The organism is Loktanella sp. DJP18 (genome assembly GCF_049310965.1).
Classification (GTDB): Bacteria; Pseudomonadota; Alphaproteobacteria; order Rhodobacterales; family Rhodobacteraceae; genus Loktanella.
Genome location: NZ_JBMERN010000015.1, coordinates 1 through 21183, shown reverse-complemented (window position 1 = coordinate 21183; position 21183 = coordinate 1). Strand labels below are relative to the sequence as shown.

At 65.0% G+C, this 21183-nt stretch carries 16 protein-coding genes; 9 read left to right on the top strand and 7 right to left on the bottom strand.

Features of this window, described 5'->3' with window-relative positions; genetic code table 11:
* Window positions 1-77 precede the first annotated feature (77 nt).
* The 4 genes from truA to ACOI1H_RS06560 all read left to right on the top strand — a co-directional run bounded on the left by truA (window position 78) and on the right by ACOI1H_RS06560 (window position 8204).
* On the top strand, window positions 78-845 hold the full coding sequence (gene truA / locus ACOI1H_RS06575; RefSeq protein WP_422436049.1) for a tRNA pseudouridine(38-40) synthase TruA: 768 nt from the start codon (window positions 78-80) through the stop codon (window positions 843-845).
* 117 nt (window positions 846-962) lie between these two features.
* Window positions 963-2762 carry an autotransporter assembly complex protein TamA gene (locus tag ACOI1H_RS06570; RefSeq protein ID WP_422436047.1) on the top strand — a complete coding sequence of 600 codons (1800 nt, stop codon included), beginning with the start codon at window positions 963-965 and terminating at the stop codon, window positions 2760-2762.
* On the top strand, window positions 2759-7531 hold the full coding sequence (locus ACOI1H_RS06565; protein ID WP_422436045.1) for a translocation/assembly module TamB domain-containing protein: 4773 nt from the start codon (window positions 2759-2761) through the stop codon (window positions 7529-7531). Before ACOI1H_RS06570 ends, ACOI1H_RS06565 begins: the two co-directional genes overlap by 4 nt.
* Window positions 7532-7631: 100 nt before the next feature.
* The gene (locus tag ACOI1H_RS06560; protein ID WP_422436044.1) at window positions 7632-8204 is read left to right on the top strand and encodes a hemerythrin domain-containing protein; all 573 of its coding nucleotides are present in this window, start codon (window positions 7632-7634) and stop codon (window positions 8202-8204) included.
* Window positions 8205-8324: 120 nt separating this feature from the next.
* On the opposite strand, the gene acs is transcribed toward ACOI1H_RS06560, so the two are convergent.
* Window positions 8325-10274 (bottom strand): acetate--CoA ligase, encoded by a 1950-nt coding sequence (gene acs, locus ACOI1H_RS06555; RefSeq protein ID WP_422436042.1) that lies wholly within the window; start codon window positions 10272-10274, stop codon window positions 8325-8327.
* A 238-nt stretch (window positions 10275-10512) separates the two neighbouring features.
* Between acs and ACOI1H_RS06550 the strand changes: the two genes are divergently transcribed.
* Window positions 10513-11007, top strand: coding sequence for a YdcF family protein (locus ACOI1H_RS06550; RefSeq protein WP_422436041.1), 495 nt, complete (start codon window positions 10513-10515; stop codon window positions 11005-11007).
* 54 nt (window positions 11008-11061) lie between these two features.
* Complete coding sequence (locus tag ACOI1H_RS06545) at window positions 11062-11727, top strand: hypothetical protein (protein WP_422436040.1); 666 nt, start codon at window positions 11062-11064, stop codon at window positions 11725-11727.
* 50 nt (window positions 11728-11777) lie between these two features.
* Here ACOI1H_RS06545 and ACOI1H_RS06540 read toward each other — a convergent pair whose 3' ends face one another.
* The 4 genes from ACOI1H_RS06540 to ACOI1H_RS06525 form a co-directional block, all read right to left on the bottom strand.
* The gene (locus tag ACOI1H_RS06540) at window positions 11778-12992 is read right to left on the bottom strand and encodes a hypothetical protein (protein ID WP_422436039.1); all 1215 of its coding nucleotides are present in this window, start codon (window positions 12990-12992) and stop codon (window positions 11778-11780) included.
* Window positions 12993-13006: 14 nt separating this feature from the next.
* Window positions 13007-14065, bottom strand: coding sequence for a glycosyl hydrolase family 28-related protein (locus tag ACOI1H_RS06535; RefSeq protein ID WP_422436038.1), 1059 nt, complete (start codon window positions 14063-14065; stop codon window positions 13007-13009).
* Window positions 14066-14253: 188 nt separating this feature from the next.
* Window positions 14254-14763, bottom strand: a complete 510-nt coding sequence (locus tag ACOI1H_RS06530) for a DUF4864 domain-containing protein (protein ID WP_422436037.1) — start codon at window positions 14761-14763, stop codon at window positions 14254-14256.
* Window positions 14760-16346, bottom strand: a complete 1587-nt coding sequence (locus tag ACOI1H_RS06525) for a lysine--tRNA ligase (RefSeq protein ID WP_422436036.1) — start codon at window positions 16344-16346, stop codon at window positions 14760-14762. The genes ACOI1H_RS06530 and ACOI1H_RS06525 overlap by 4 nt, the downstream gene beginning before the upstream one ends.
* A 115-nt stretch (window positions 16347-16461) precedes the next feature.
* On the opposite strand from ACOI1H_RS06525, the gene ACOI1H_RS06520 reads away from it, so the two are divergent.
* The gene (locus tag ACOI1H_RS06520; RefSeq protein WP_422436034.1) at window positions 16462-16878 is read left to right on the top strand and encodes a tellurite resistance TerB family protein; all 417 of its coding nucleotides are present in this window, start codon (window positions 16462-16464) and stop codon (window positions 16876-16878) included.
* Between the two features lie 73 nt (window positions 16879-16951).
* A complete protein-coding gene (locus tag ACOI1H_RS06515) occupies window positions 16952-17137 on the top strand; it encodes a PLD nuclease N-terminal domain-containing protein (RefSeq protein ID WP_422436033.1) in 186 nt (61 codons plus the stop codon).
* 51 nt (window positions 17138-17188) lie between these two features.
* Here the strand turns inward: ACOI1H_RS06515 and dacB are convergent, their stop codons facing one another.
* Window positions 17189-18577 carry a D-alanyl-D-alanine carboxypeptidase/D-alanyl-D-alanine endopeptidase gene (gene dacB / locus ACOI1H_RS06510; RefSeq protein ID WP_422436032.1) on the bottom strand — a complete coding sequence of 463 codons (1389 nt, stop codon included), beginning with the start codon at window positions 18575-18577 and terminating at the stop codon, window positions 17189-17191.
* 157 nt (window positions 18578-18734) lie between these two features.
* Entirely contained in the window at window positions 18735-19370 is a 636-nt protein-coding gene (locus tag ACOI1H_RS06505) for a nicotinate-nucleotide adenylyltransferase (protein WP_422436030.1), read from the bottom strand.
* 152 nt (window positions 19371-19522) lie between these two features.
* On the opposite strand from ACOI1H_RS06505, the gene ACOI1H_RS06500 reads away from it, so the two are divergent.
* Window positions 19523-21183, top strand: a 1661-nt coding sequence (locus tag ACOI1H_RS06500) for a putative bifunctional diguanylate cyclase/phosphodiesterase (RefSeq protein WP_422436028.1), incomplete at its 3' end; no start/stop codon positions are given.

Sequence of the window (21183 nt, the reverse complement as noted above, 5' to 3'; positions counted from 1 at the left end):
TTCCCCGACAGATAGGCGCTGCGGCGAGCCTTGGGTAGGGATTGATTTTGACCCCTACGCGGCCTAAGCGACGGCCCATGTCGCGCTATGCCTTGAAAATCGAATACGACGGTGCGCCCTTTGCCGGCTGGCAAAGGCAGGTCCGCCAGCCTTCCGTGCAGGCCGCGATCGAGTCGGCGCTGACACGGCTGGACCCCAAAGATCACAACATCGCCGCTGCCGGGCGCACGGATTCAGGCGTCCACGCGACCGGACAGGTGGCCCATTGCGACCTGTCGCGCCACTGGGATCCGTTTCGCCTGTCAGAAGCGATCAACTACCACCTGAAACCCCTGCCCATCGCGGTCATCGCCTGCGCGCGCGTCGCTGACGACTGGCACGCCCGCTTTTCCGCGGTCGAGCGGCGCTATCTCTTCAAGCTGATGTCGCGCCGCGCCCCGCTGACGGTGGACCGCGGCGGCGTCTGGCAGGTCAAGAACCCGCTCGATCCGGCCGCGATGCAGGCAGGAGCCGACCACCTGTTGGGCCATCACGATTTCACGACCTTCCGCGCGACGGTCTGTCAGGCCCCCAGCCCCATGCGAACCCTGGACGAACTGCGCATCGAAGAGGTGCCGACCCACGCGGGTCACCTTCTGCATATCCACGTCCGCGCCCGCAGCTTCCTGCACAATCAGGTGCGCAGTTTCGTCGGGACGCTGGAACGCGTCGGCAGCGGCGCATGGCAGCCGGACGACGTGAAATCAGCGCTGAACGCCCGCGACCGCGCCGCCTGCGGCCCCGTCAGCCCGCCGCACGGCCTGTATCTGTCGCATGTGGGCTACACGGACGATCCGTTCGCCTGAGGCTGGCGCCGGGAATTCGGCGTGAACCTGCGCCATGTCAGCCCGCCTGCCTGCCCGAATGTTTGCGTTTGTTTCCCGATGCGCTACAACCTTTTCAGCGACGACAGGGGATGCCGAGTGACTTTCAGACAGATCAGTTGGACCGCGGTCCTGTTCCTGACCACTGCCAGCGCCGCCGCCGCCCAAGAGGTCACGATCGATGCCCCCGGCGCGTCCGACCGGCTGATGAGCCTGCTGGAAGACGCGTCGCTGTCGCTCAGCCTGGATGACGAAGAAGATCCGCAGGCGCAGGACTACGTTGCCGCAGCACGGGCCGACTACCGCCGCTTACTGGCAGCACTTTATGCCGCGGGGTATTACAGCGGCACGATCTCGATCAGGGTGAACGGGGCAGAGGCCGCGAACATCGCGCCGCTGGCTGCACCCGACCGGGTCGAGACCATCGCGATCAACGTCGATCCCGGCCCGCTGTTCGCCTTTGGCCGGGCCGAGGTCACCCCCCTTGCCCCCGACACCGACCTGCCCGACGGTTTCGCTCCGGGCGAGGACGCAGAAGCCGAGGTGATCCGCCAGGCCGCCACCGCGGCCCGCACCGCCTGGCGCGACGCGGGCTACGCCAAGGTCGAGGTCGCGGGCCAGCAGATCGTCGCGCGCCATGCGGACAACCTGCTGGACGCCACCGTCACCCTCGCCCCCGGCCCGCAATTGACGTTCGGTCCGTTGAAGGTAACCGGCAACGTCGACGTGCGCACAAGTGCGATCCTGCGGATTGCCGGATTGCCGACGGGAGAGGTGTTCAGCCCCGAGGAACTGACTCAGGTGACCCGGCGCCTGCGCGAAACCGGTGCCTTCGACAGCGTGACCTTGACCGAGGCCGAGGCGATCGGTCCCGGCGATACCCTGCCGATCGAAGCCGCCATCGTCGAAAGCAAGCCGCGCCGTATCGGTGCAGGGGTCGAATACTCGACGGTCGAGGGCATTCGCCTGTCGACCTACTGGATGCACCGCAACTTCTTTGGCGGGGCGGAAAATCTGCGCGTCGATGCACAGGTCGCCGGCATCGGCGGCGGCACCGGTGGCATGGACTACACCCTGTCCACGGCGTTGAAGATTCCCGCGATCTACGGGGCAGATACCGACCTGACCGCCACGGCGCAGATCAGCCGGATGGACGAACCCGATTACCTGATCGACAGCGCCAGCACCGAGGTGCTCGTCAGCCGTCTCATTAACAACGACCTGGAGGTCGAGGGCGGCTTCGGCCTGCTGACGGCGCGCGAAGAAGGCCCGCTTGGCAACCGGAACTATACCCTGCTGACCGCCCCCTTGTCCGCGGCCTACGACAAGCGCGACGTGGAAACGAACGCGAAGCGCGGCTATTACATCAAGGCGACGGCCACGCCGTTCCTGTCCATCGCAGGCGGGTCCAGTGGCGCGCGCGCCTATCTCGACGGGCGCGGCTACTACAGCTTTGGCGCGGACGACCGGTTCACCCTGGCTGCGCGGGGCCAGGTCGGCACGCTGGTCGGCGCGGATGAAACCGACGCCCCCGCCGATTTCCTGTTCTATTCCGGCGGCAGCGGCACCGTGCGCGGTGAAGGCTACAAATCGCTTGGCATCGACCGGGTCGTGGACGGCGAAACCGTGACCACCGGCGGCACGTCATATGCGGGCGTGCAGGTCGAGGCGCGGGTCGGCATCACGGACTCCATCGGCCTCGTCGGGTTCTACGATTACGGCTACGTCGGCAGCACGCCGACGCCCCTGACCGACGGCGCGGACCAGTCGGGCGTGGGCATCGGCGTGCGCTACAACACCGGCATCGGACCGATCCGGCTGGACGTCGGCACGCCCGCCAGCGGTGAAGACCAGTTCGAGTCAGTCGAAGTTTACATCGGTATCGGACAAGCGTTTTGAAACATCTTCTTCTGTTGATGGCCCTGCTGGCCCTGCCCTTCGCCGCCGTGGCGCAGGACGACGAAGGCGAAGGTTATCTGACCCGCCTGATCCAGGACAACCTGTCGGGCGACGACCGCATCGTCGATGTCCAGGGATTCGAGGGTGCGTTATCGTCGCGGGCCAGCGTGGATCGCATCACGGTCGCGGACAGTGAAGGCGTCTGGCTGCAACTCGAAAACGTGGTGCTGGACTGGAACCGTAGCGCGCTGCTGCGCGGCCGGATCGACGTGCAGGAACTGACCGCAGAACTGGTCAGGATCGACCGTGCGCCGCTTCCCGGTGCCGATGTCCCCACGCCCGAGGCGCAGCCGTTTTCCCTGCCGGTGCTTCCGGTCGGCATCACCCTCGACACGCTGGACATCGCGCGGATCGAACTGGGCGAGAGCTTTCTGGGCGAGCCTGTCGCCCTGTCCTTGCAGGGCACCGCAGAACTTGCGGATGGTGAAGGGTCCGCCAATGTCACCGCCACGCGTCTGGACGGCAAGACCGGCGTCTTCGTCATCGACGGCAGCTATGACAACGAGACGAACCAGCTGGACCTGAACCTCGACCTCGAGGAAGGCGAGGACGGCATCATCGCACGTCTGCTTGACCTGCCGGGCCGCCCGTCGCTGCAACTGACGCTGGCAGGTGCGGCGCCGATCAGCGAATATGCCGCCGACCTGACGCTGGCGACCGGCGGACAAGAGCGGATCACCGGCGATTTCGCGCTTGATTCCACCACCGGACAGACCGGGTTCGCGCTGAACATCGGCGGCGACCTGACACCCCTGCTGGACCCGGACTACCAGAGCTTTTTCGGCCCCGATGTGTCGCTGGTCGCCGCCGGATCGGTCGGGCAGGACGGGGGCTTCACCCTGTCCACCCTCGATCTGACCGCGCAAAGCCTGACGCTGAACGGTCAGGTCGTCGTCGGGCCGAACGGCTGGCCCGAAACCATCGCGCTGACCGGTCGCGTCGCGGACGCCAGTGGCGAACCGGTCCTGCTGCCCATCGCCGGACCGAAGACTTTCGTCGATGGCGTCGATCTTGTGGTCAATTATGACCAGACCGTCAGCAACGACTGGACCGCGACCTTCGACATTGATGAATTCGACCGTCCCGGGCTTGGCATCGACAGCATCACGCTGGAGGGCGGCGGCACCATCGTGAACGGCAACGGTGATGCACTGGGTCAGGTGACCGCCGACATGACCTATGCGGCAACCGGGTTGCAACTGGACGACGCCGGTGCGGCGCAGGCCTTTGGCGACACGCTGAACGGTCGCATCGCGCTGAACCGTGTAGAGGACCAGCCGACGGAACTGACTGCCCTGACCCTGAACGGTCCGGGGATCGAGGTGGCGGCCGCCGCGACCATTCAGGGACCGCAGGACGGCTTTCGCACCCGCACCGACATCGTCCTGAACGCCGAAGCGCTGGAACGTTTTTCAACGCTCGCAGGCCGCGACCTTGGCGGCGCGGCGCAGGCCGAGATCGCCGGGACGCTGACGCCGCTGGACGGCATGTTCGACATCGCGCTGGACGCCACGACGCAGGATCTGGCCGTCGATGTGCCCCAGCTTGACCCCGTGCTGGCCGGCACCGGTCAGGTCTCCGTCCGCGCCGTGCGCGACACGACCGGCACCCGGATCAACGACCTCTCGATCACCACGCCAGAGGCGACCGTGACCGCCGACGCCGACATCACCAGCGGCATCAGCACCGGCACGTTCGACGTTGCGGTCCAGAATGTCGGGCTGATCGTCGAGGGCCTGTCGGGCCCGGCGCGAATCACCGGCGAGGCGGACCGCAATGACGCGGGCAACGTGACCTTTGCCGTGAACGGTACCGGACCAGAGACGACATTCGACGCGACAGGCACGGTCGCCCCTTCCGACGAAGGCCAGACCGTCAACGCCGTGCTGAATGCGCAGGCGGACAACCTGTCGCAATTCAGCCAGATCGCGAACCGCGACCTTGGCGGCGCGGTCGATCTGACCGTGAACGCTGTGATGCTGTCGGACATGACCCGTTACACGGCCGACATCACCGGCACCACGCAGGACTTGCAGACCGGCACGCCGCAGGTCGACCCCCTGCTGGCCGGTGCCGGCACGATCAGCGGCACCTTGGGCTACCTCGGCGAGGATCGCTACATCATCGACGGCCTGAACGTGCAGACGCCTGCCCTGTCCCTGACCGCCGACGCAGAGGGCGGTCTGACCGGTCCGCTGAACGCAGACGCGAACCTGCGGATTGCAGATGTGGGGCTTGTCGCCCCCGGCCTGACCGGACCGCTGACGGTCGCCCTGAACGCCGACCGTGACGATGCGGGCGTCACCGACGCCACGCTGACCGCGACCGGCCCCGGCACCGACGTCAGCGCCGACGTGCAGATCGCGGCCCCGGTGGACGACTACCGCATCACCGGCATCATCGACGCCGCCGTGGCAGAGCTTGCGCCCTATGCGGACCTTGCCGGGCGCGACATTGGTGGCGGCGTGGACGTGACGGTCGACGGCACGCTGTTGCCGGACCTGAGCCTGTTCGAAGTGGCGCTGGATGGCATGACCCGCGATCTGGCCATCGGCATCCCGCAGGTCGACGCGCTTCTGGCCGGCCCCGGCACGATCAGCGGCGGCGTCGCCCGGACCGGACCGGATACCTTTGCGCTGAACGCGCTTGACCTGCAGACCCCGCAACTGACCGTGCAGGGCAGCGCCAACGGCGGTCTGACCGGCCCGCTGGCGGCGGACATCCAGGCCCGTCTGATCGACGCCGGCGCATTGGCGCAGGGGTTGGACGGGCCTCTGTCCATCGACCTGACCGCCGACCGTGACGCCACCGGCACCGCGCAGGTGAACCTGACGGCGGACGGATCGGGGGCCGACGTGACGCTTGATGCGCAGGTCGCCCCGCAAGAGGACGACTACCGCATCACCGGGGCGCTGGACGCCGCCATCGCCAACCTGTCGAATTTCGCGACCCTTGCGGGCCAGCCGATCTCGGGCAGCCTCGACCTGTCCGCCGAGGGCACGTTGCTGCCGGACCTCAGCCAGCTTGACGCGCAGTTGAGCGCCGCGACTGGCAACCTCGGCATCGGTAATCCGCAGATCGATCGACTTCTGGCCGGTCAGGGACGGATCGCCGTGGACGCCGCCAAATCCGGCAGCGACGTCACCCTGCGCAGCTTCGACGTGCAATTCCCGCAGATCAGCGCATCGGGCAACCTGACGTCGGCAGGCGGCGGGGCGGCAAACGGCACGATCGACGCGCGGCTTGCCGACGTGGGCCTGTTTACCGATGCGCTGTCGGGGCCGGTGACGGCACAGGGCCAGATCGGACGGACGGCGGCTGGCGGTTACACGCTTGACATCGACGCCGCCGGCCCCGGTGGCATCGCAGCAAACGTCAGCGGCGCAGTCGCGGCCGATGGCACCCTCGACGTCGACGTGAACGGCAGCGCGCCGCTGGCCCTTGCCAATCCCTATCTTGAACCGCGTAGCGTCGAAGGCACCGCGTCGTTCAACCTGTCCGCCAACGGCCCCCCTGCCCTGTCGTCCCTCACGGGCAGCGTCAGCACCACGGGCGCACGTCTGGCAGCCCCGACGCTGGGCCAGTCGCTCAATGACATCGCCGCGACGATCACGCTGACCGGCGGGCAGGCGCTGGTCGATCTGACGGGTGACGTGCAGACCGGTGGCAGCCTGTCGATCAGCGGCCCCGTCGACCTGTCGGCCCCCTTCGACGCCGACCTGACGCTCACCGCGAACGCCGTGGAACTGCGCGACCCGAACCTGTACGAGACCGTCGTGAACGGCCAGATCACCGTCGACGGTCCCCTGACCGGCGGCGCGCTGATTGCCGGACGGCTGGAACTGGGAGAGACGAACATCCGCGTGCCCTCCTCCGGCACCGGCGCATTGGGAGAGTTGCCCGATGTGACCCACCTGAACGCCAGCCCCGCCGTCCGGCAGACGCTGGACAGGGCAGACGTGGCAGTCAATGCCTCTGCCCCAGCACAGCAGGCCACCGACGCCGGACCGGTGTTTCCGCTGGATATTCAGGTCGACGCGCCGAACCGGATCTTCATCCGGGGTCGTGGCCTCGATGCAGAGCTGGGCGGCAGCCTGACGCTGGGCGGCTCCACGGCGAACATCGTCCCCGTCGGCCAGTTCGAGCTGCAGCGCGGGCGCATCAGCATCCTGCAACAGCGATTTGAGCTGACCGAAGGGTCGGCCACGTTGCAGGGGGACTTCATCCCCTACATCCGGCTGGTCGCCACGACAGAGGCTGCCACCGGCACGCAGATCAACATCATCGTCGAAGGCCCCGCCAACGATCCCGAGGTCACGTTCCAGTCGGTGCCGGACCTGCCGCAAGACGAGGTGCTGGCGCAACTCATCTTCGGGCGCGACATCTCTGAAATCAGTCCCTTGCAGGCTGTCCAGCTGGCTGCGGCCGTCGGCGAACTCGCCGGGCGCGGTGGCGGTGGCCTGATCGACACCTTCCGGTCCGGCCTTGGCCTGGATGATTTCGACGTGACGACGGACGAGGACGGCAATGCCGCCCTGCGGGCCGGCAAGTATCTGTCCGATAATGTCTATACGGACATCACTATCGGCAGCGACGGCACGACCGAGATCAACCTCAACCTCGACATCACGGACGAGATCACGGCCAAGGGCACAGCCGGAGCCGATGGCGACACCAGCATCGGTGTCTTCTTCGAACGCGATTACTGACCGGGCCTCTCGCCGCACAGGCGATGTGCGGCGGGGTGGCTGGACAGCCCGGCCCGCTGTCCCCATCTGTGGTGCAAGACCTCAGCCGCAAGGACCTGCCATGACCGACCTCGCCCTCGAATCCCGCGACGGCCTGCCCGACGCCCTGCGCGTATTGCTCGAGGCGTATCCCCGCCAGGGCTGGACGCAGGACCCCGGCTTCGACGGGCTGATCCGGTTCTGGCTGGACCGTCACCTGATGTTCCGCCGCCTGCTTGCCGAAATGCGGACCGGAACCGAAGGGCTGCTGGACCGCAAGGTCGATCCCCGTGCCTTTGCGGGTCAGGTGTCGCGATATGGCGGCATGTTCGTGAACGGCCTGCACGAACACCACACGATCGAGGACACCTATTACTTCCCCAAGCTTCAGACCAAGGATGATCGCGTCGCGCGCGGTTTCGACATCCTCGACGCCGACCATCACGCATTGGACGGCCATCTTGCCGCCTTCGTGGACAGCGCCAACGGGGTGCTGTCGCGACTTGATGATCGCAACGTGCTGCAGGACAACGCCGCGACCTTCAAGGCGTCGCTCGGCGACATGGAACGCCTGTTGAACCGCCACCTGACCGACGAGGAAGACCTGATCGTCCCGGTGATCCTGAAATTCGGCAGCAGCGATCTGGGCGGCTAGGACGCTTTGCAGGCTGCCAGGCCGGATGCCGTGACCGATACCTATTCGCGGATGCACGTCGCGACAATGTATGCCGCAGGTCTTGAACGGCCCCGCCGCTGTCGGCGGGACCGTCTCGCGTCAGACTCTGTTCATCCGGTTCGCGATCAGGTCGTCCACGACCTCGGGTTCCGCCAGGGTCGAGATGTCGCCCAACGATCCGTAGTCGTTCTCGGCGATCTTGCGCAGGATGCGGCGCATGATCTTGCCGGACCGGGTCTTGGGCAGGCCCGGCGCGAACTGGATCAGATCGGGCTTGGCGATCGGTCCGATCTCGTTGCGCACGAAGTCGGACAATTCCTTGCGCAGCGCGTCCGTCGGCTCTTCACCGGCCATAAGCGAGACGTAGGCATAGATGCCCTGCCCCTTGATGTCATGCGGGTAGCCGACGACCGCGGCCTCGTTCACCGCCTTGTGGGCAACCAGCGCGCTTTCGACTTCTGCCGTGCCCATCCGGTGTCCTGACACGTTGATGACATCATCGACACGCCCGGTGATCCAGTAGTAGCCGTCCGCGTCGCGGCGGCAGCCGTCGCCGGAAAAGAACATGTTCTTGTACTGGCTGAAATACGTCATCTCGAACCGCTCGTGATCGCCCCAGATGGTGCGCATCTGGCTGGGCCAGCTGTCCGCGATGGCCAGCACACCGTCGGCTTCGGTCGTGGTGATCTCGCGCCCCGTTTCGGCTTCCAGCACCACCGGCTTGATCCCGAAGAACGGTAATGTCGCCGACCCCGGTTTCGTCGGCGTGGCTCCGGGCAGCGGCGTCAGCAGGTGGCCGCCGGTCTCCGTCTGCCACCAGGTGTCGACGATGGGCACTTTACCCTTGCCGACAACGTCGTGATACCAATTCCACGCCTCGGGGTTGATCGGTTCGCCCACGGTGCCCAGCACCTTCAGCGACGACAGATCGTATTTCTCGACGAACTCATTTCCCTTGCCCATCAGCGCGCGGATCGCCGTCGGCGCGGTATAGAACTGATTGACCTTGTGTTCCTCGCAAACCTGCCAGAACCGGCCCGCGTCGGGATAGGTCGGCACGCCTTCGAACATCAGCGTCGTGGCACCGTTGGCCAACGGGCCATAGACTATATAGCTGTGACCCGTCACCCATCCCACATCCGCCGTACACCAGAACACGTCGCCGGGTTTGTAATCGAAGACGTATTCATGCGTCATCGAGGCATAGACGAGGTAGCCGCCGGTCGTATGCACGACACCCTTCGGCTGCCCGGTGGACCCCGAGGTATAGAGGATGAACAACGGGTCTTCCGCGTTCATCTCCTCTGGCGGGCAATCGGCGCTGACTGTGGCTTCCATCTCGTGCAGCCAGTGGTCGCGGCCGTCCTTCATGGTGATCGCGCCGCCGGTGCGACGGACCACCAGCATCGCGGTCTCGGTCGTGATCTTGTCGAAAGCCTTGTCGGCATTCACCTTCAGCGGCGTGTTCCGGCCACCGCGCGGTGCCTCGTCAGCGGTGATGACGACCTTCGCCTCTGATCCGTTCACGCGGGCGGCCAAGGCATCGGGGCTGAAGCCCGCGAAGACGACAGAATGGATCGCGCCGATTCGCGCACAGGCCAGCATCGCATAGGCGGCCTGCGGAATCATCGGAAGGTAGATCACGACGCGGTCGCCCTTGCCAACACCCAGCGCCTTCAGAACATTGCTGAACCGCGAGACATGCTCATGCAGCTGGCGATAGGTGATACGTTCGGCCCCGTCGGTCGGGCTGTCCGGCTCCCAGATGATCGCGGTCTGGTCGCCGCGCGTCGCCAGGTGCCGGTCGATACAGTTGGCCGCGACGTTCAGCGTGCCGTCCTCGAACCAGCGGATGTCGATGTTTCCGGGGGCAAAGCTGGTGTTCTTGACCTTGGTGTAGGGGGTCATCCATTCCAGACGCTTGCCATGCGCGCCCCAGAACGCATCGGGGTCACTGACCGAATCCGCATACATCCGGTCATAGGTGTCCTTGTCCGCATGGGCGTTCGCGGCAAGTTCCGCGCTGGGCGCATAGGTCTTTTCGGTCATGTCGGGGTTCCTCCACTGCATCACGTCCCGCGCCGGGCGCACCCGCCGCATCGGCGGCCCTGGGGCCTGCCGTCTCCTCGCAGCCATATGACATTGATTTGAACCCGAATGCCAAGGTGGCGAAAGGTCGAAGGCCCCGCTTCCTGTAAATTTTCTGGAAATTCTTTGGCTGTACCAGTCAATTCGTTGGCTTGTCGGTGCGACTTGCGCTTTGCCGGCAGGGCGATAGACCGATGACATGGACGCCATCATCATCCTGGGCGCTGCGGTCTGGCGCGACGGCCCTTCGCCAACCCTGCGGCGTCGCACGCTGCACGGCGCGGCTCTGTGGCACGCAGGTGTTGCCCCGGTCATCGTGGTCTGTGGCGGCCTGGGCGGGCATCCGCCGACCGAAGCCGCGGCGATGACGGACCTGCTACGAACGGCTGGCGTCCCGGCCGCGGCGATCCGGCAGGAAGACCGCTCGACCACCACGCTGGACAACATCAGGTTCGCCCTGCCGATCCTGCACGCCATTCCCGCCCGCGACGTCATCATCGTGACGGATGCGACCCACGGGCCGCGTGCAGCGCTCGTCGCCCGCCACTTCGGTCTGCGGCCGCGACTTGACGCGCCGTCCCTGCGCGGTGGTCGCAAACGCACGATCCTGCGACAGGCGCTACGAGAGTTGGGGGCTTACCCGCTTTATGCCGCGCGTCTGATGCGCATCCCGCGGGATACGCCGCCCGGTTAACGCAATCTTAACAATCATGAACGCATGATATTCGTCGACCGGACGGAGGGTTCGATGCGTATTCTGGCGTTCATCGCCTGTCTATCGGCCCCTGGCACAGGCGCGTCGGCAGGCGCATGGGCGCGTGACGAAGGGACGCTGTTCATCGCGGCCGGCGGCAATTTCCTGTTGTCCGACGGCGCGGAACTGCCCGTCTATTATGACCCGACGGTCTATGCCGAATACGGGCTGACCGACCGGGTGACGCTAGGCCTCGATCTGTCGACGGCGGACAAGGGGCGGATCGCATCCGCCTTCGCCTTCGCCGCGGTGCCCGTCGGTTCGATCACGGGGGCCAATCGGGCGACCGTGTCGCTGGGCTACGGGTATCGGCTGAACCCGGACACAACGCGCGAGGCGCTGATGCGATTGGGCGTGTCGCTGGGACGCGGGCTGGAACGCGGCTGGCTGGCCGCCGACGTCAGTGCCACGATCGGCACGATCGACCGGACATGGCGGCCGAAGGCGGACTTCACGTGGGGCCGGAACTGGTCCGATCACTGGACCTCGACGCTGCAAGTCCAGACCGGACAAGGATTCTACGACGACTACTATGCGAAATACAGTCCGACGGTCATCTATACCCTCACGGATCGGTTCAAGATCAATCTCGGCGCAGTTCAGGCGCTGACCGGCGACGGTGGCAGCGCGCTGAAACTTGAAACCTGGCTGACGTTCTGACGTCAGGCCAAAGGCGGGCGCGGCACCGATCCGGTGCCGCGCCAAGCAGGTCAGGTCGGGTTGTCCATCCGCACGATGTAGCGGATCGTCCCGCGCAGCGCCTGGTCAAAGACGAAGCGGACGCTGCGCTTGTCGCTGCCATAGTCGTTATCCGCATAAGGCAAGGTGTTCACGACCTGCCCGGAAGCCGTCTGCAACGGCCCGGCGGCGGTCACCGATTCGACGTAGCGGGCCTGCCCGCGGAACGGAAGTTCCGGTGCGGTGCTTGCGACCCATTGCGACGATGCGGTCGCCTGAACATGGCTCAGGTAGGCCGGGTTGAACACCTCCTCGTTGACCCCGTGAAAGACGTTGCCCACGAACGACACCTGCCGGGTCCGTCCCATATCCAGATTGCCGAACGTCGTGTCGACGGATTCGATCCGGTCGATGTTGCCGTTGAAGGTGCGGAACACGTTGCCGACGACGGCCAGCCCGTGAAGGAAATGTCCCGGCCCATAGGGCTTGACCACGATGAAGTTGAAAGCCGCACTGACGTTGATGCAGACGAAATGGTTGCCCGTCACCGTCAGCCCACCGAACGACAGGCCCGTCGTAAAGGCGGGATCGGCTTGGGATTCGTTCGTCCACTCGATAAAGTTGTTGTCGATGTAGTTTCCGGTGATCGCCGCCCGGCAGTTGGGCTGGGTAAAGATCAGACCGCCGCGCCGCACGCCGGAGTTCTCGCTGTCGCCGTTGAACCAGTGGTTGCCCGTGACCGTGCTGCCGCCCCCGGCAATGACACCGAAATGCTTGAACAGCGACGACCGGTTGTCCCGGACCTTCACGTCGTTGGCGTTGCAGTTGAAACTGATCGTGGTGCGATCCTGCGCCCGCGCCGTCTGCTCGTTCGAGATGAACTGGCACCGGTCGATCATCATGCCCTGGCAGCCGTTGCCGGGGCTGGACAGGCCTCGATCCCTGGGCTTGGTGAAAAAGCAGTCGCGCACATGAAAGGTCAGCCCCTGCGGGGCCAGCAGGATGCCGCTGGCAATCCCGTCGCACTGGAATTCCACGTCGTCGACGATGAACTGCGACAGGCTGTCGTAGCCCGAGAAATCCAGCAGATACTTGAACCTGCGGAACGTGAAGGTCTGCGTCCCCGCCGCATCGTAGAGCCCGCTGCTGATTTGCACCGTGCGCGCACCCACGTTCCTGGAGGTGACATAGACCTCGCGGCCGACGCCGGCACCCAGCACCAGGGACCCGATAGCGACGTTCGCCACGTTGACGACGTTGGTCAGCGTCGTCGCATTGGCGGGCTGTAGGTCGCCTGGGACGTCACGTTGGCGGTCGCCCAGGCCGGTCCGTCGATCGGCTGGAACTGCCCGTTGCGGATGACCCGCCGCGTCGCAAAGGTCGTCCGCGTCGGATCGCAGGCCTGCATGTCCACGGGCGCGGTCAGTGTGACGCGCCGCCCGCTCAGGTCCAGCGATTCATGATCCGAGAAGTTAAGCAGCGCCTGATACGCCTTGCGAAAGGCCAACTCCTCGTCCTCGAAGGCGTCCACATAGGTCTGGTAGTTGAAGTCCTTCTGCAGGATGAACCGCTTGGCCGCGGGCTGCGTGATACGACCGACGAACCGCACCCGGCTTTGAATCGTCACATCCTGCGCCAGCCGGTAGACGCCCTGCGATACCACCAGTTCGCGCCCCTGCGCAGCCGCGTCCGCGGCCTCGAAAGCGGCCGAGTCGTCGGCGACGTTGTCGCCCTTGGCCCCAAAGTCGCGCACGTCGACGCTACCCATGATGTCGCGCACGAAGGCCGCCGTGCAGTCCTCGATCGTGATGTCATCCACCCGCACGAGGCCACCGCTGGGCCCCGTCAGGTCGATGCCGAAGTGACCGAAGTTCGCCGTCAACCACACCAGATCGACGCCGGTCCGGTCGCCTGTGCCGACGATGGCACTGATCTCGACCACCTGTCCGTAGGTCGTCAACGTCCGACCGGCACCGACCGATACCGGAACACTGGCAGCCGTGCCGCCATTGCGGCCGGCCCAGCCTGCGATGCGGACCGTGGGCAACGGCCCCGCGACAGCCTTCACGCGCGCGGTGATCCGCAGGTAGCAACCCGGCAGGATCGGCGTTTCGCCCATGTAACGCAGCTTCTGGACCGTGCCGGTCTTCTGGATTTCCAGGCAACCGCCGAAATCCTGATCCGCCGCGACGAAGACACCCGTGCCGCTGGTGGCATAGGTGTCGCTGCCCGGTGTGCCGTCACCGCTGGACCAGACACCAAGCCCGGCCACAAACGGCAGCGGTTGAAACACGATTCCGTCGGTAATTGCCTTGTTCATCGCACATCCCTTTGTCGAGGGATGAGGCATGCACCGCGTCATCGCCCGCCCGCATCATCCCGTTTGAACGCTTCCCGGCTTAGAATGCCGGTCACACGGGATGGGGATAGGCGTCAGGCATGAACCGGACCTGAGGGCACCGTGACGCAGGGGACCCGCGTCACGCAACGCCTTTCAGGCCCCGCTTGTCAGACCCCGACATCGGACTGGGGCAGGATCGACACGCCGTCGATCCGCCAGCCGTCGGGGGTCTTGATCATCGCATATTCCAGCATGTGCAGCCTGCCCTGCGGGTCCTGGATCATCACCTGCTGAAACACGTATCCGTCCTGCGCCCGCTGGCTGACATAGCGGGCGTCGGAATTGTCCCAGACCATGGGATAAAGCTGCTGCACCATCAACCCGAACTGATCCGGATTGCCGAACAGCCGTTGGATGTTCTGGCTGGCATGGACCCACGCACCCTCGATGTTCCGGCTCTTGAACGCCAGCAACTGCGCGTCGATGACATCACCGATCTCGGCCGCAACCGCTGGGGCGGTCTCTGAAGGCGGCGTCACCGGGGTCGTGACGTCCTGCGCAATAACAGGTCCGCCAACCGCCACGATCAACAGTCCGATGTTCAGGATGCGCATGATCGACCCTCCACAGGCGTGAACCATAAGGGTATTCACGCCGCAAAGGGCCGAAAGTTTCACGCCTCCCCCTGCAGCAAATCGCCGCGCAAGGCCGCTTCGATCAGCGCAATGGTTTCGTCCACCCCATAAAGCGCGATGAATCCGCCGAACCGTGGCCCTTGGCTGGCACCCAGCAGCACTTCGTAAAGTGCCATAAACCAGTCGCGCAGCGGCTCGAAATCGTGGGCTTTGCCGACGGCAAAGACCTCGGACTGCAAGGCTTCCGCATCCAGCCCGCCGTCCCAGACCCGCAGCCGCGCCGCAAGGTCCTCCAGCGCCGCCCGTTCCTTGTCCGTGGCCGCGCGGAACACCTTCTGCGGCTTCACGAAGTCGTTGTAATAGCGCACCGCGAAACCCGCCGCCTGATCCATCTGCGGATTGGCCTCGGGCGAGGCATCAGGCGCATAGCGCTGGATGAAGCCCCACAGCTTGTCCTTGCTCTCGGCGCTCGACACCGACGCAAGGTTCAGCAGCATTGCAAATGGCACCACCATGTCGGACGCCGGCACATTGTGTCCGTGAATGTGGAACACCGGGTTGTTCAGCCGCGCCGCAACGTCCTGCGCCTCATAGGCTTTCAACTGCTGATGATACTCGTCTACCGCCTTGGGGATGACGTCGAAATGCATCCGCTTGGCCGTCTTCGGCTTCAGATACATGAAATAACTCAAGCTTTCCGTCGCGGCATAGGTGAGCCATTCGTCGATGGTCAGCCCGTTGCCAGAGGTCTTGGAAATCTTGTGACCGTCCGCATCGAGGAACAGTTCATAGGTGAAATGTTCCGGTGGACGCCCGCCCAGCACCCGGCAGATACCGTCATAGATCGCCGTATTGGTTGCATGATCCTTGCCATACATCTCGAAATCGACGCCCAGTGCCGCCCAGCGCGCACCGAAGTCCGGCTTCCACTGCAACTTGCAACTGCCGCCTGTCACGCTGATCGAGTGCTCCGTCCCGTCCTCGTCGTCGAAGGTGATGTAGCCATCCCGCGTGACGTTCTTCATCGGCACATACAGCACGCGCCCCGTCGTCGGGCTGATCGGCAGGAAACACGAATAGGTCGCCCGCCGCTCGTCGCGCAGGGACTTCAGCATGATCTCCATGATCTCGTCGTATCTTTCGCAGGCCTTCAACAGGATCGCGTCCATCCTGCCGCTGCGGTAATACTCCGTCGCGCTGGCGAATTCGTATTCGAACCCAAAGGTATCCAGGAAGTTGTTCAGCCGTGCATTCATGTGCGCGCCAAAGCTGCCATGCGTGCCGAAGGGGTCCGGCACCGACGTCAGCGGTCGCTGCATGTAGGGTTCCAGCGCCGCCGGATCGGGCACGTTGCCCGGGATCTTGCGCATCCCGTCCATGTCGTCGGAAAAGCACAGCAGCTTCGTCGGAATGTCGCTGATGATCTCGAACGCGCGGCGGATCATCGTCGTGCGCCCGACTTCACCGAAGGTCCCGATATGCGGCAGACCGGAGGGGCCATAGCCCGTCTCGAACAGGACATAGCCCTTCTCCGGGTCTTTCGTCTCGTAACGTTTGAGCACGCGGCGCGCCTCTTCGAACGGCCAGGCCTTCGATGTCATCGCAGCGTCACGCAATGTGCTCATGTATTCACTCGCTTCATGATATGAGGACCTCCGTGGTCCCATATCCGGCATCCCTATTGCGACAGCGTCGGGGCGTCAATAAATGGGTCATGACACCGACAGAAGGACGATGCCAATGGTGACGGATTCGATGACGGCCCAGGACGCGCTTGCCGCGCTGATGATTGCGGTCTCGGCCTCGGACGGCAACATGCGCACGTCAGAGTTGATCAAGATCAACTCCGCCATCAACAACTTGCCGGTCTTCGCCGACTATGACGCCGACCGCCTGCCCCGCATGACCAACATGGTCATGGACCTTCTCGACCAGGAAGACGGGCTGGAGGCGCTGTTCGGCCTGATCCGCGACACCCTGCCCGAACGCCTGTTTGAAACCGCCTACGCCCTGTCCTGCGATGTCGCGGCCGCGGACGGTCGGATCGGCGGCACGGAGGGCCGTATGCTGGAGGAAATCCGCGACGAGCTCGAGCTGGACCGCCTGCACGCCGCTGCCATCGAACGCGGGGCCCGCGCGCGTCACATGACGCTATAGGCCGTTCGACGGAACCTTCGGATCATCACGCGGTTGTCATTTCATCTGCATCCACTCCGAAAGGAACTCCGCGATGGAATATGGACTCTTCGGACTGATCGTCCTGATCGCCGACCTCTACGCGATCTATCAGGTGCTGACCTCAAGTGCCTCCACCGCGGCCAAGGTGGTCTGGACCCTCGCCATCCTGTTCCTGCCGATCCTTGGCTTCATTGCCTGGCTGCTGGCTGGTCCGCGCGGATCGTCGATCCGGGTCTGATCGCCGGGTCACGCTTGGGACATGGGCGCACCGTCAGGGTGCGCCCCATCGTCAACCGCTGATCCGTCCCAGCACGGCCCAGCGCTGCAAAAGGTCCTGTTGCAGCCCCTTGGCCTTGCCATTGAATCCCGCCGCGCCCGGTGGTTGCTCGTCCTGCGACGACAGCGATTCCTCTCGAGCGGCAGGATCATAGGCAAAGATCGCAAAGCTCAGGCTGCGGCCCGTATCCGTCACGATGTAGCCGGCCAGCGCGCTGACGAAATTCAGGGTTCCGGTCTTCGCCCGCACCTCGGCTGGAAAGTTCGGAATGGCGCGACGTTCGCCGTCAACCATGACCACGGATTTCATCAAGGGCTGCAACTGGCCCTTGACCGCCTCCGCATTCAGAAGGTCCACCATGGCCGCCGCCGAGATGCTGTTCTCGTCGCTCAATCCCGAATGATCCGACAGTCGCGACACCACGCCGGCCCTGTCCCCGATCCAGTCGGCCATGTTCAGTGCCGATGTGCGCAGCCCCCGTGGCGCACCGATGCGGGCAGCCGTCGCGGCCATGCCCACGGCTTCGGCCGTCAGATTGGTGGAATAGAGCATCATGCCCCGCAGCATGTCGTGCAGCGGTGCGCTTTCGAACCGCGCCAATTCCCGCGCCTCGGGTTGATCCTGCACCTCGACAGCCCCCGGCAACGTGATGCCCGCATCCTGCGCCAGCGTGCGAAACACCTCTCCTGCATAAAGCGTGGGGAAACGCACCGGCAGCCAGCGCGACCCGGCCTTGCCCAGTGCCCCTTTGGCAACCGTCCATTCGTCGACGTTCGCACCTTCGGCATAGGTGTAAACTGGCGTGCCACGGTCCACGACCCGCATGCGCGCGACCTTGACCACCGGACGCCGCGTCTCGCTGCGCGCATCCAGCGACACCGTATAATCCGCGCCATTGCGCGCCCATTCAAAGAACACCCGGTTGAAGTTCAGGTTCAGCCCGCCCAGCGACGGATTGTAGTCAAGCTGATCGAGCTGCCCCGGCTCGATCTCCTTCACGCCCGGAACGGCGTTGCCCCAGACCAGGAACCGACCCTTGACCCGTTTCAGGCCCGTCGCGGCAACAGACTGCACGAGGTCGGCCAGATCGTCGGTCAACAAGGTGGGATCGCCGCCACCGGCCAGGATCAGGTCGCCGTCCAACTCTCCATCGACCACCGGACCGGTCGCCAGAACTCGCGTCGCGAACCGATGATCCGGCCCAAGGACCTCCAGACCATAAAGCGCGGTCAGCGCCTTGGTCACACTGGCCGGCGGACGGCCGGTCGCACCGTCGACGGTCTCCAGCACCTCGCCCGTCGCGGTATCTGCGATGACGAACCCGACCTGACCCGTTAATCCGGCTGCGGCAATCAGGTCCACGGCGCTCTTGCGCACGACGGGCCTGACGCCAGTGGGCAAAGGCTCCTGCCCCGGCGCTATCTCGGGCCGTGCGACGGGACGGAGAGTCGTTTGTGGCGCCGCGAACGCGGCAGTCGCGAACAGTGCGGTGCCGCCCGTCAGAAAGGCACGACGGGACTGACGAAAATGCAAGGGCCTGGTCATTCAGGCACCGTAATCATGCTTCTTCCGGCGGATCAATCGCGGCACCATCACGCTTGCGCCATGTACCACCCGCACGCAGTGCCGACGACGACAGACCGTTCAACGGCAGGTTGACAAAGCTCCAGGCCGGAGGAGCCGCCCGTCCCAGCCGCGCCGCCGCATGCGACGGAATGCGCGCCATCCGGTAGGTCCGCGCCGCGGGACTGAACCGGGCGGCCAGCCGGTCGCCGGGTCGCGCCAGCACCCCGACAGCCACATGATCCATGATCCATCGCCAGTCCTGCCACTGATGAAACTGCACCAGATTGTCGGCACCCATCAGCCAGACAAAGCGGACTCCGGGATAACGAGCCATCAGCGCGCGCAGCGTCCTTGCGGTGTAGCGGGTGCCCAGATGCGCCTCGATCCCGGTGACCGTGACCCGGGGATGCTGCATCACCTTGCGCGCCATTTTCAATCGCGTTTCCAGCGGCGCCGGCCCCTGCGGTTTCAATGGGTTGCCAGGGCTGACCAGCCACCAGACCCGATCCAGACCGAATCGTTTCAGGGCGGCCTGCGTGATATGGACATGCCCGGCGTGGGCGGGGTCGAACGACCCTCCCAGCAGGCCCACGACCTGCCCCCGCGCGGCCTGTGGCCATCCCTGCATCCGCCACTCCCCTGTGCGGGTCCGGTCCCGACCCGACGGCATGACCCGGCTTAAAGCCGAAACCGACGGTCAGGTGCAATTCCGAAATCATCTTAATCAGGCGATAAGACACGCCCGGCTAGTCTGTCGTCCTGACCAGTCAGAGAACGCAGATGCCGATTGCCGTCCTCATCGCCTTGACCTGCGCCATTCCGGCAATCGGCCTTCTTTGGTTGCTGCGCCGGCACATGATGCGCAGCTTGGGGCCAGCCATGCCGGACTTCAACGCCATCGCCTGCGCCAGCACAAACGACGGCATCGTCGTGCAAACGCTCGACGGCGTGATCATCTGGGCGAATCCGGCCTATCTCGGCCTTTTCAGGCTGCCTGCCGACAGGGTCATCGGTCGCAATCCGCTCAGCTTCTGCCTGCCACCGGACGAGACCCCGACTCCCGCGCAGATCGCCGCATTTCGCTACGACCGCGACGATCCGCAATGGCGCAAACTCTTCGTCCAGCGCAATCGCCGCAGCGACCGGACACTGTTCTGGAACCAGCTCAGCGTCAGCTTTCATCAGACGGGCGAAGGCACATGGCTTGTCGTGCTGGTCTGCCGCGATGTCACCGAACAGGTCGAACAGGACCGCAACCTGCGCGAAACGACGCGATCCCTGGCGCATATCGCCGACCACGACAGCCTGACCGGCACGGCAAACCGCAACAAGTTCAACAGTTTCGTCATGGAGGTCCTGTCGGCAGCACCGCCGGGGCAACCGGGGCTTGGCCTGCTTCAGATCGATCTGGACATGTTCAAGACGATCAACGATCGCCATGGCCATGCGGCAGGCGACGCCGCACTCCAGCACGTCGCCACCACCATTCAGCGCAATCTGCGGCAGACGGACCTGCTGGCGCGGCTGGGCGGCGACGAATTCGTGGCGGTCTGCCCCGGTGTGACCCAGGACGCCGAACTGCTTCGGATCGGCCGCGCCCTGTGCGATGCGGTTCGCGCGCCCCTGGTCCACGACGGTAAGGAAATCGCTATCTCGATCAGTGTCGGTGCCGCCCTGGCAGACGCCCACGACAAGAACAGCGACCGCCTGCTGCAGAAATCCGACTTTGCGCTTTACGACGTCAAACGGACGGGGCGCGGCCATGCCGCGATCTACGATTCCAACCTCCATACATTGGTGCAGCGCCGCGATCGGCTGTCGCTGCAACTACGCGACGCGATCGAAGGCGATCGCCTCAGCTTCTACTTTCAGCCAACCATCGACCTTGCTACAGGCGTCGTCCGCGGGTTCGAGGCGTTGGCCCGCTGGCAGCATCCCGCAAAAGGGCTGATTCATCCGTCTGATTTTCTGCCACTGGCGCGCGAACTCAATCTGCTGGCGGCCGTCGACATCGCTGCCGCGCGCGCGGCGGCAAGTCTGCACAAGCGCCTTGATTACAACGGTTTCGGCCATGTCCGCGTCGGCATGAACGGATCGCATCATCTATTGGACGACACCGATCATATCGCAGCGCTGCCTGCAGAATTCGGGCGCGTCGGCGTCCAGACCCGGCATGTCGTGATCGAACTGGCCGAGAGGGAGGTGTTCGGCGATGCGGGCCGGATCGACGCCAACGTCACGGCCATCGCGCGGCTGGTCGATTCTGGGTTCAGCGTCCTGATCGACGGCTTTGGCGCGGGCTATGCCGGGCTATTGCATATCGAACGGCTGGCCGTCGCGGGCTTCAAGGTCGAAAAGGCGTTGATCCGCCATCTGGACAGCGCCCCTGCCTGCGAGCGGATCACCAGCATGCTGCTGCAATTCGCGCGGGAAAAGCAGAT

What these genes read in the sequence shown, in the direction of transcription:
- ACOI1H_RS06515 (WP_422436033.1), top strand. Translation starts at nt 16,952, where the DNA reads ATGGAATATGGACTCTTCGGACTGATCGTCCTGATCGCCGACCTCTAC.
- ACOI1H_RS06505 (WP_422436030.1), bottom strand. Translation starts at nt 19,370, where the DNA reads ATGCAGGGATGGCCACAGGCCGCGCGGGGGCAGGTCGTGGGCCTGCTG.
- ACOI1H_RS06550 (WP_422436041.1), top strand. Translation starts at nt 10,513, where the DNA reads ATGGACGCCATCATCATCCTGGGCGCTGCGGTCTGGCGCGACGGCCCT.
- ACOI1H_RS06520 (WP_422436034.1), top strand. Translation starts at nt 16,462, where the DNA reads ATGGTGACGGATTCGATGACGGCCCAGGACGCGCTTGCCGCGCTGATG.
- acs (WP_422436042.1), bottom strand. Translation starts at nt 10,274, where the DNA reads ATGACCGAAAAGACCTATGCGCCCAGCGCGGAACTTGCCGCGAACGCC.
- ACOI1H_RS06535 (WP_422436038.1), bottom strand. Translation starts at nt 14,065, where the DNA reads ATGAACAAGGCAATTACCGACGGAATCGTGTTTCAACCGCTGCCGTTT.
- truA (WP_422436049.1), top strand. Translation starts at nt 78, where the DNA reads ATGTCGCGCTATGCCTTGAAAATCGAATACGACGGTGCGCCCTTTGCC.
- ACOI1H_RS06545 (WP_422436040.1), top strand. Translation starts at nt 11,062, where the DNA reads ATGCGTATTCTGGCGTTCATCGCCTGTCTATCGGCCCCTGGCACAGGC.
- ACOI1H_RS06560 (WP_422436044.1), top strand. Translation starts at nt 7,632, where the DNA reads ATGACCGACCTCGCCCTCGAATCCCGCGACGGCCTGCCCGACGCCCTG.
- ACOI1H_RS06525 (WP_422436036.1), bottom strand. Translation starts at nt 16,346, where the DNA reads ATGAGCACATTGCGTGACGCTGCGATGACATCGAAGGCCTGGCCGTTC.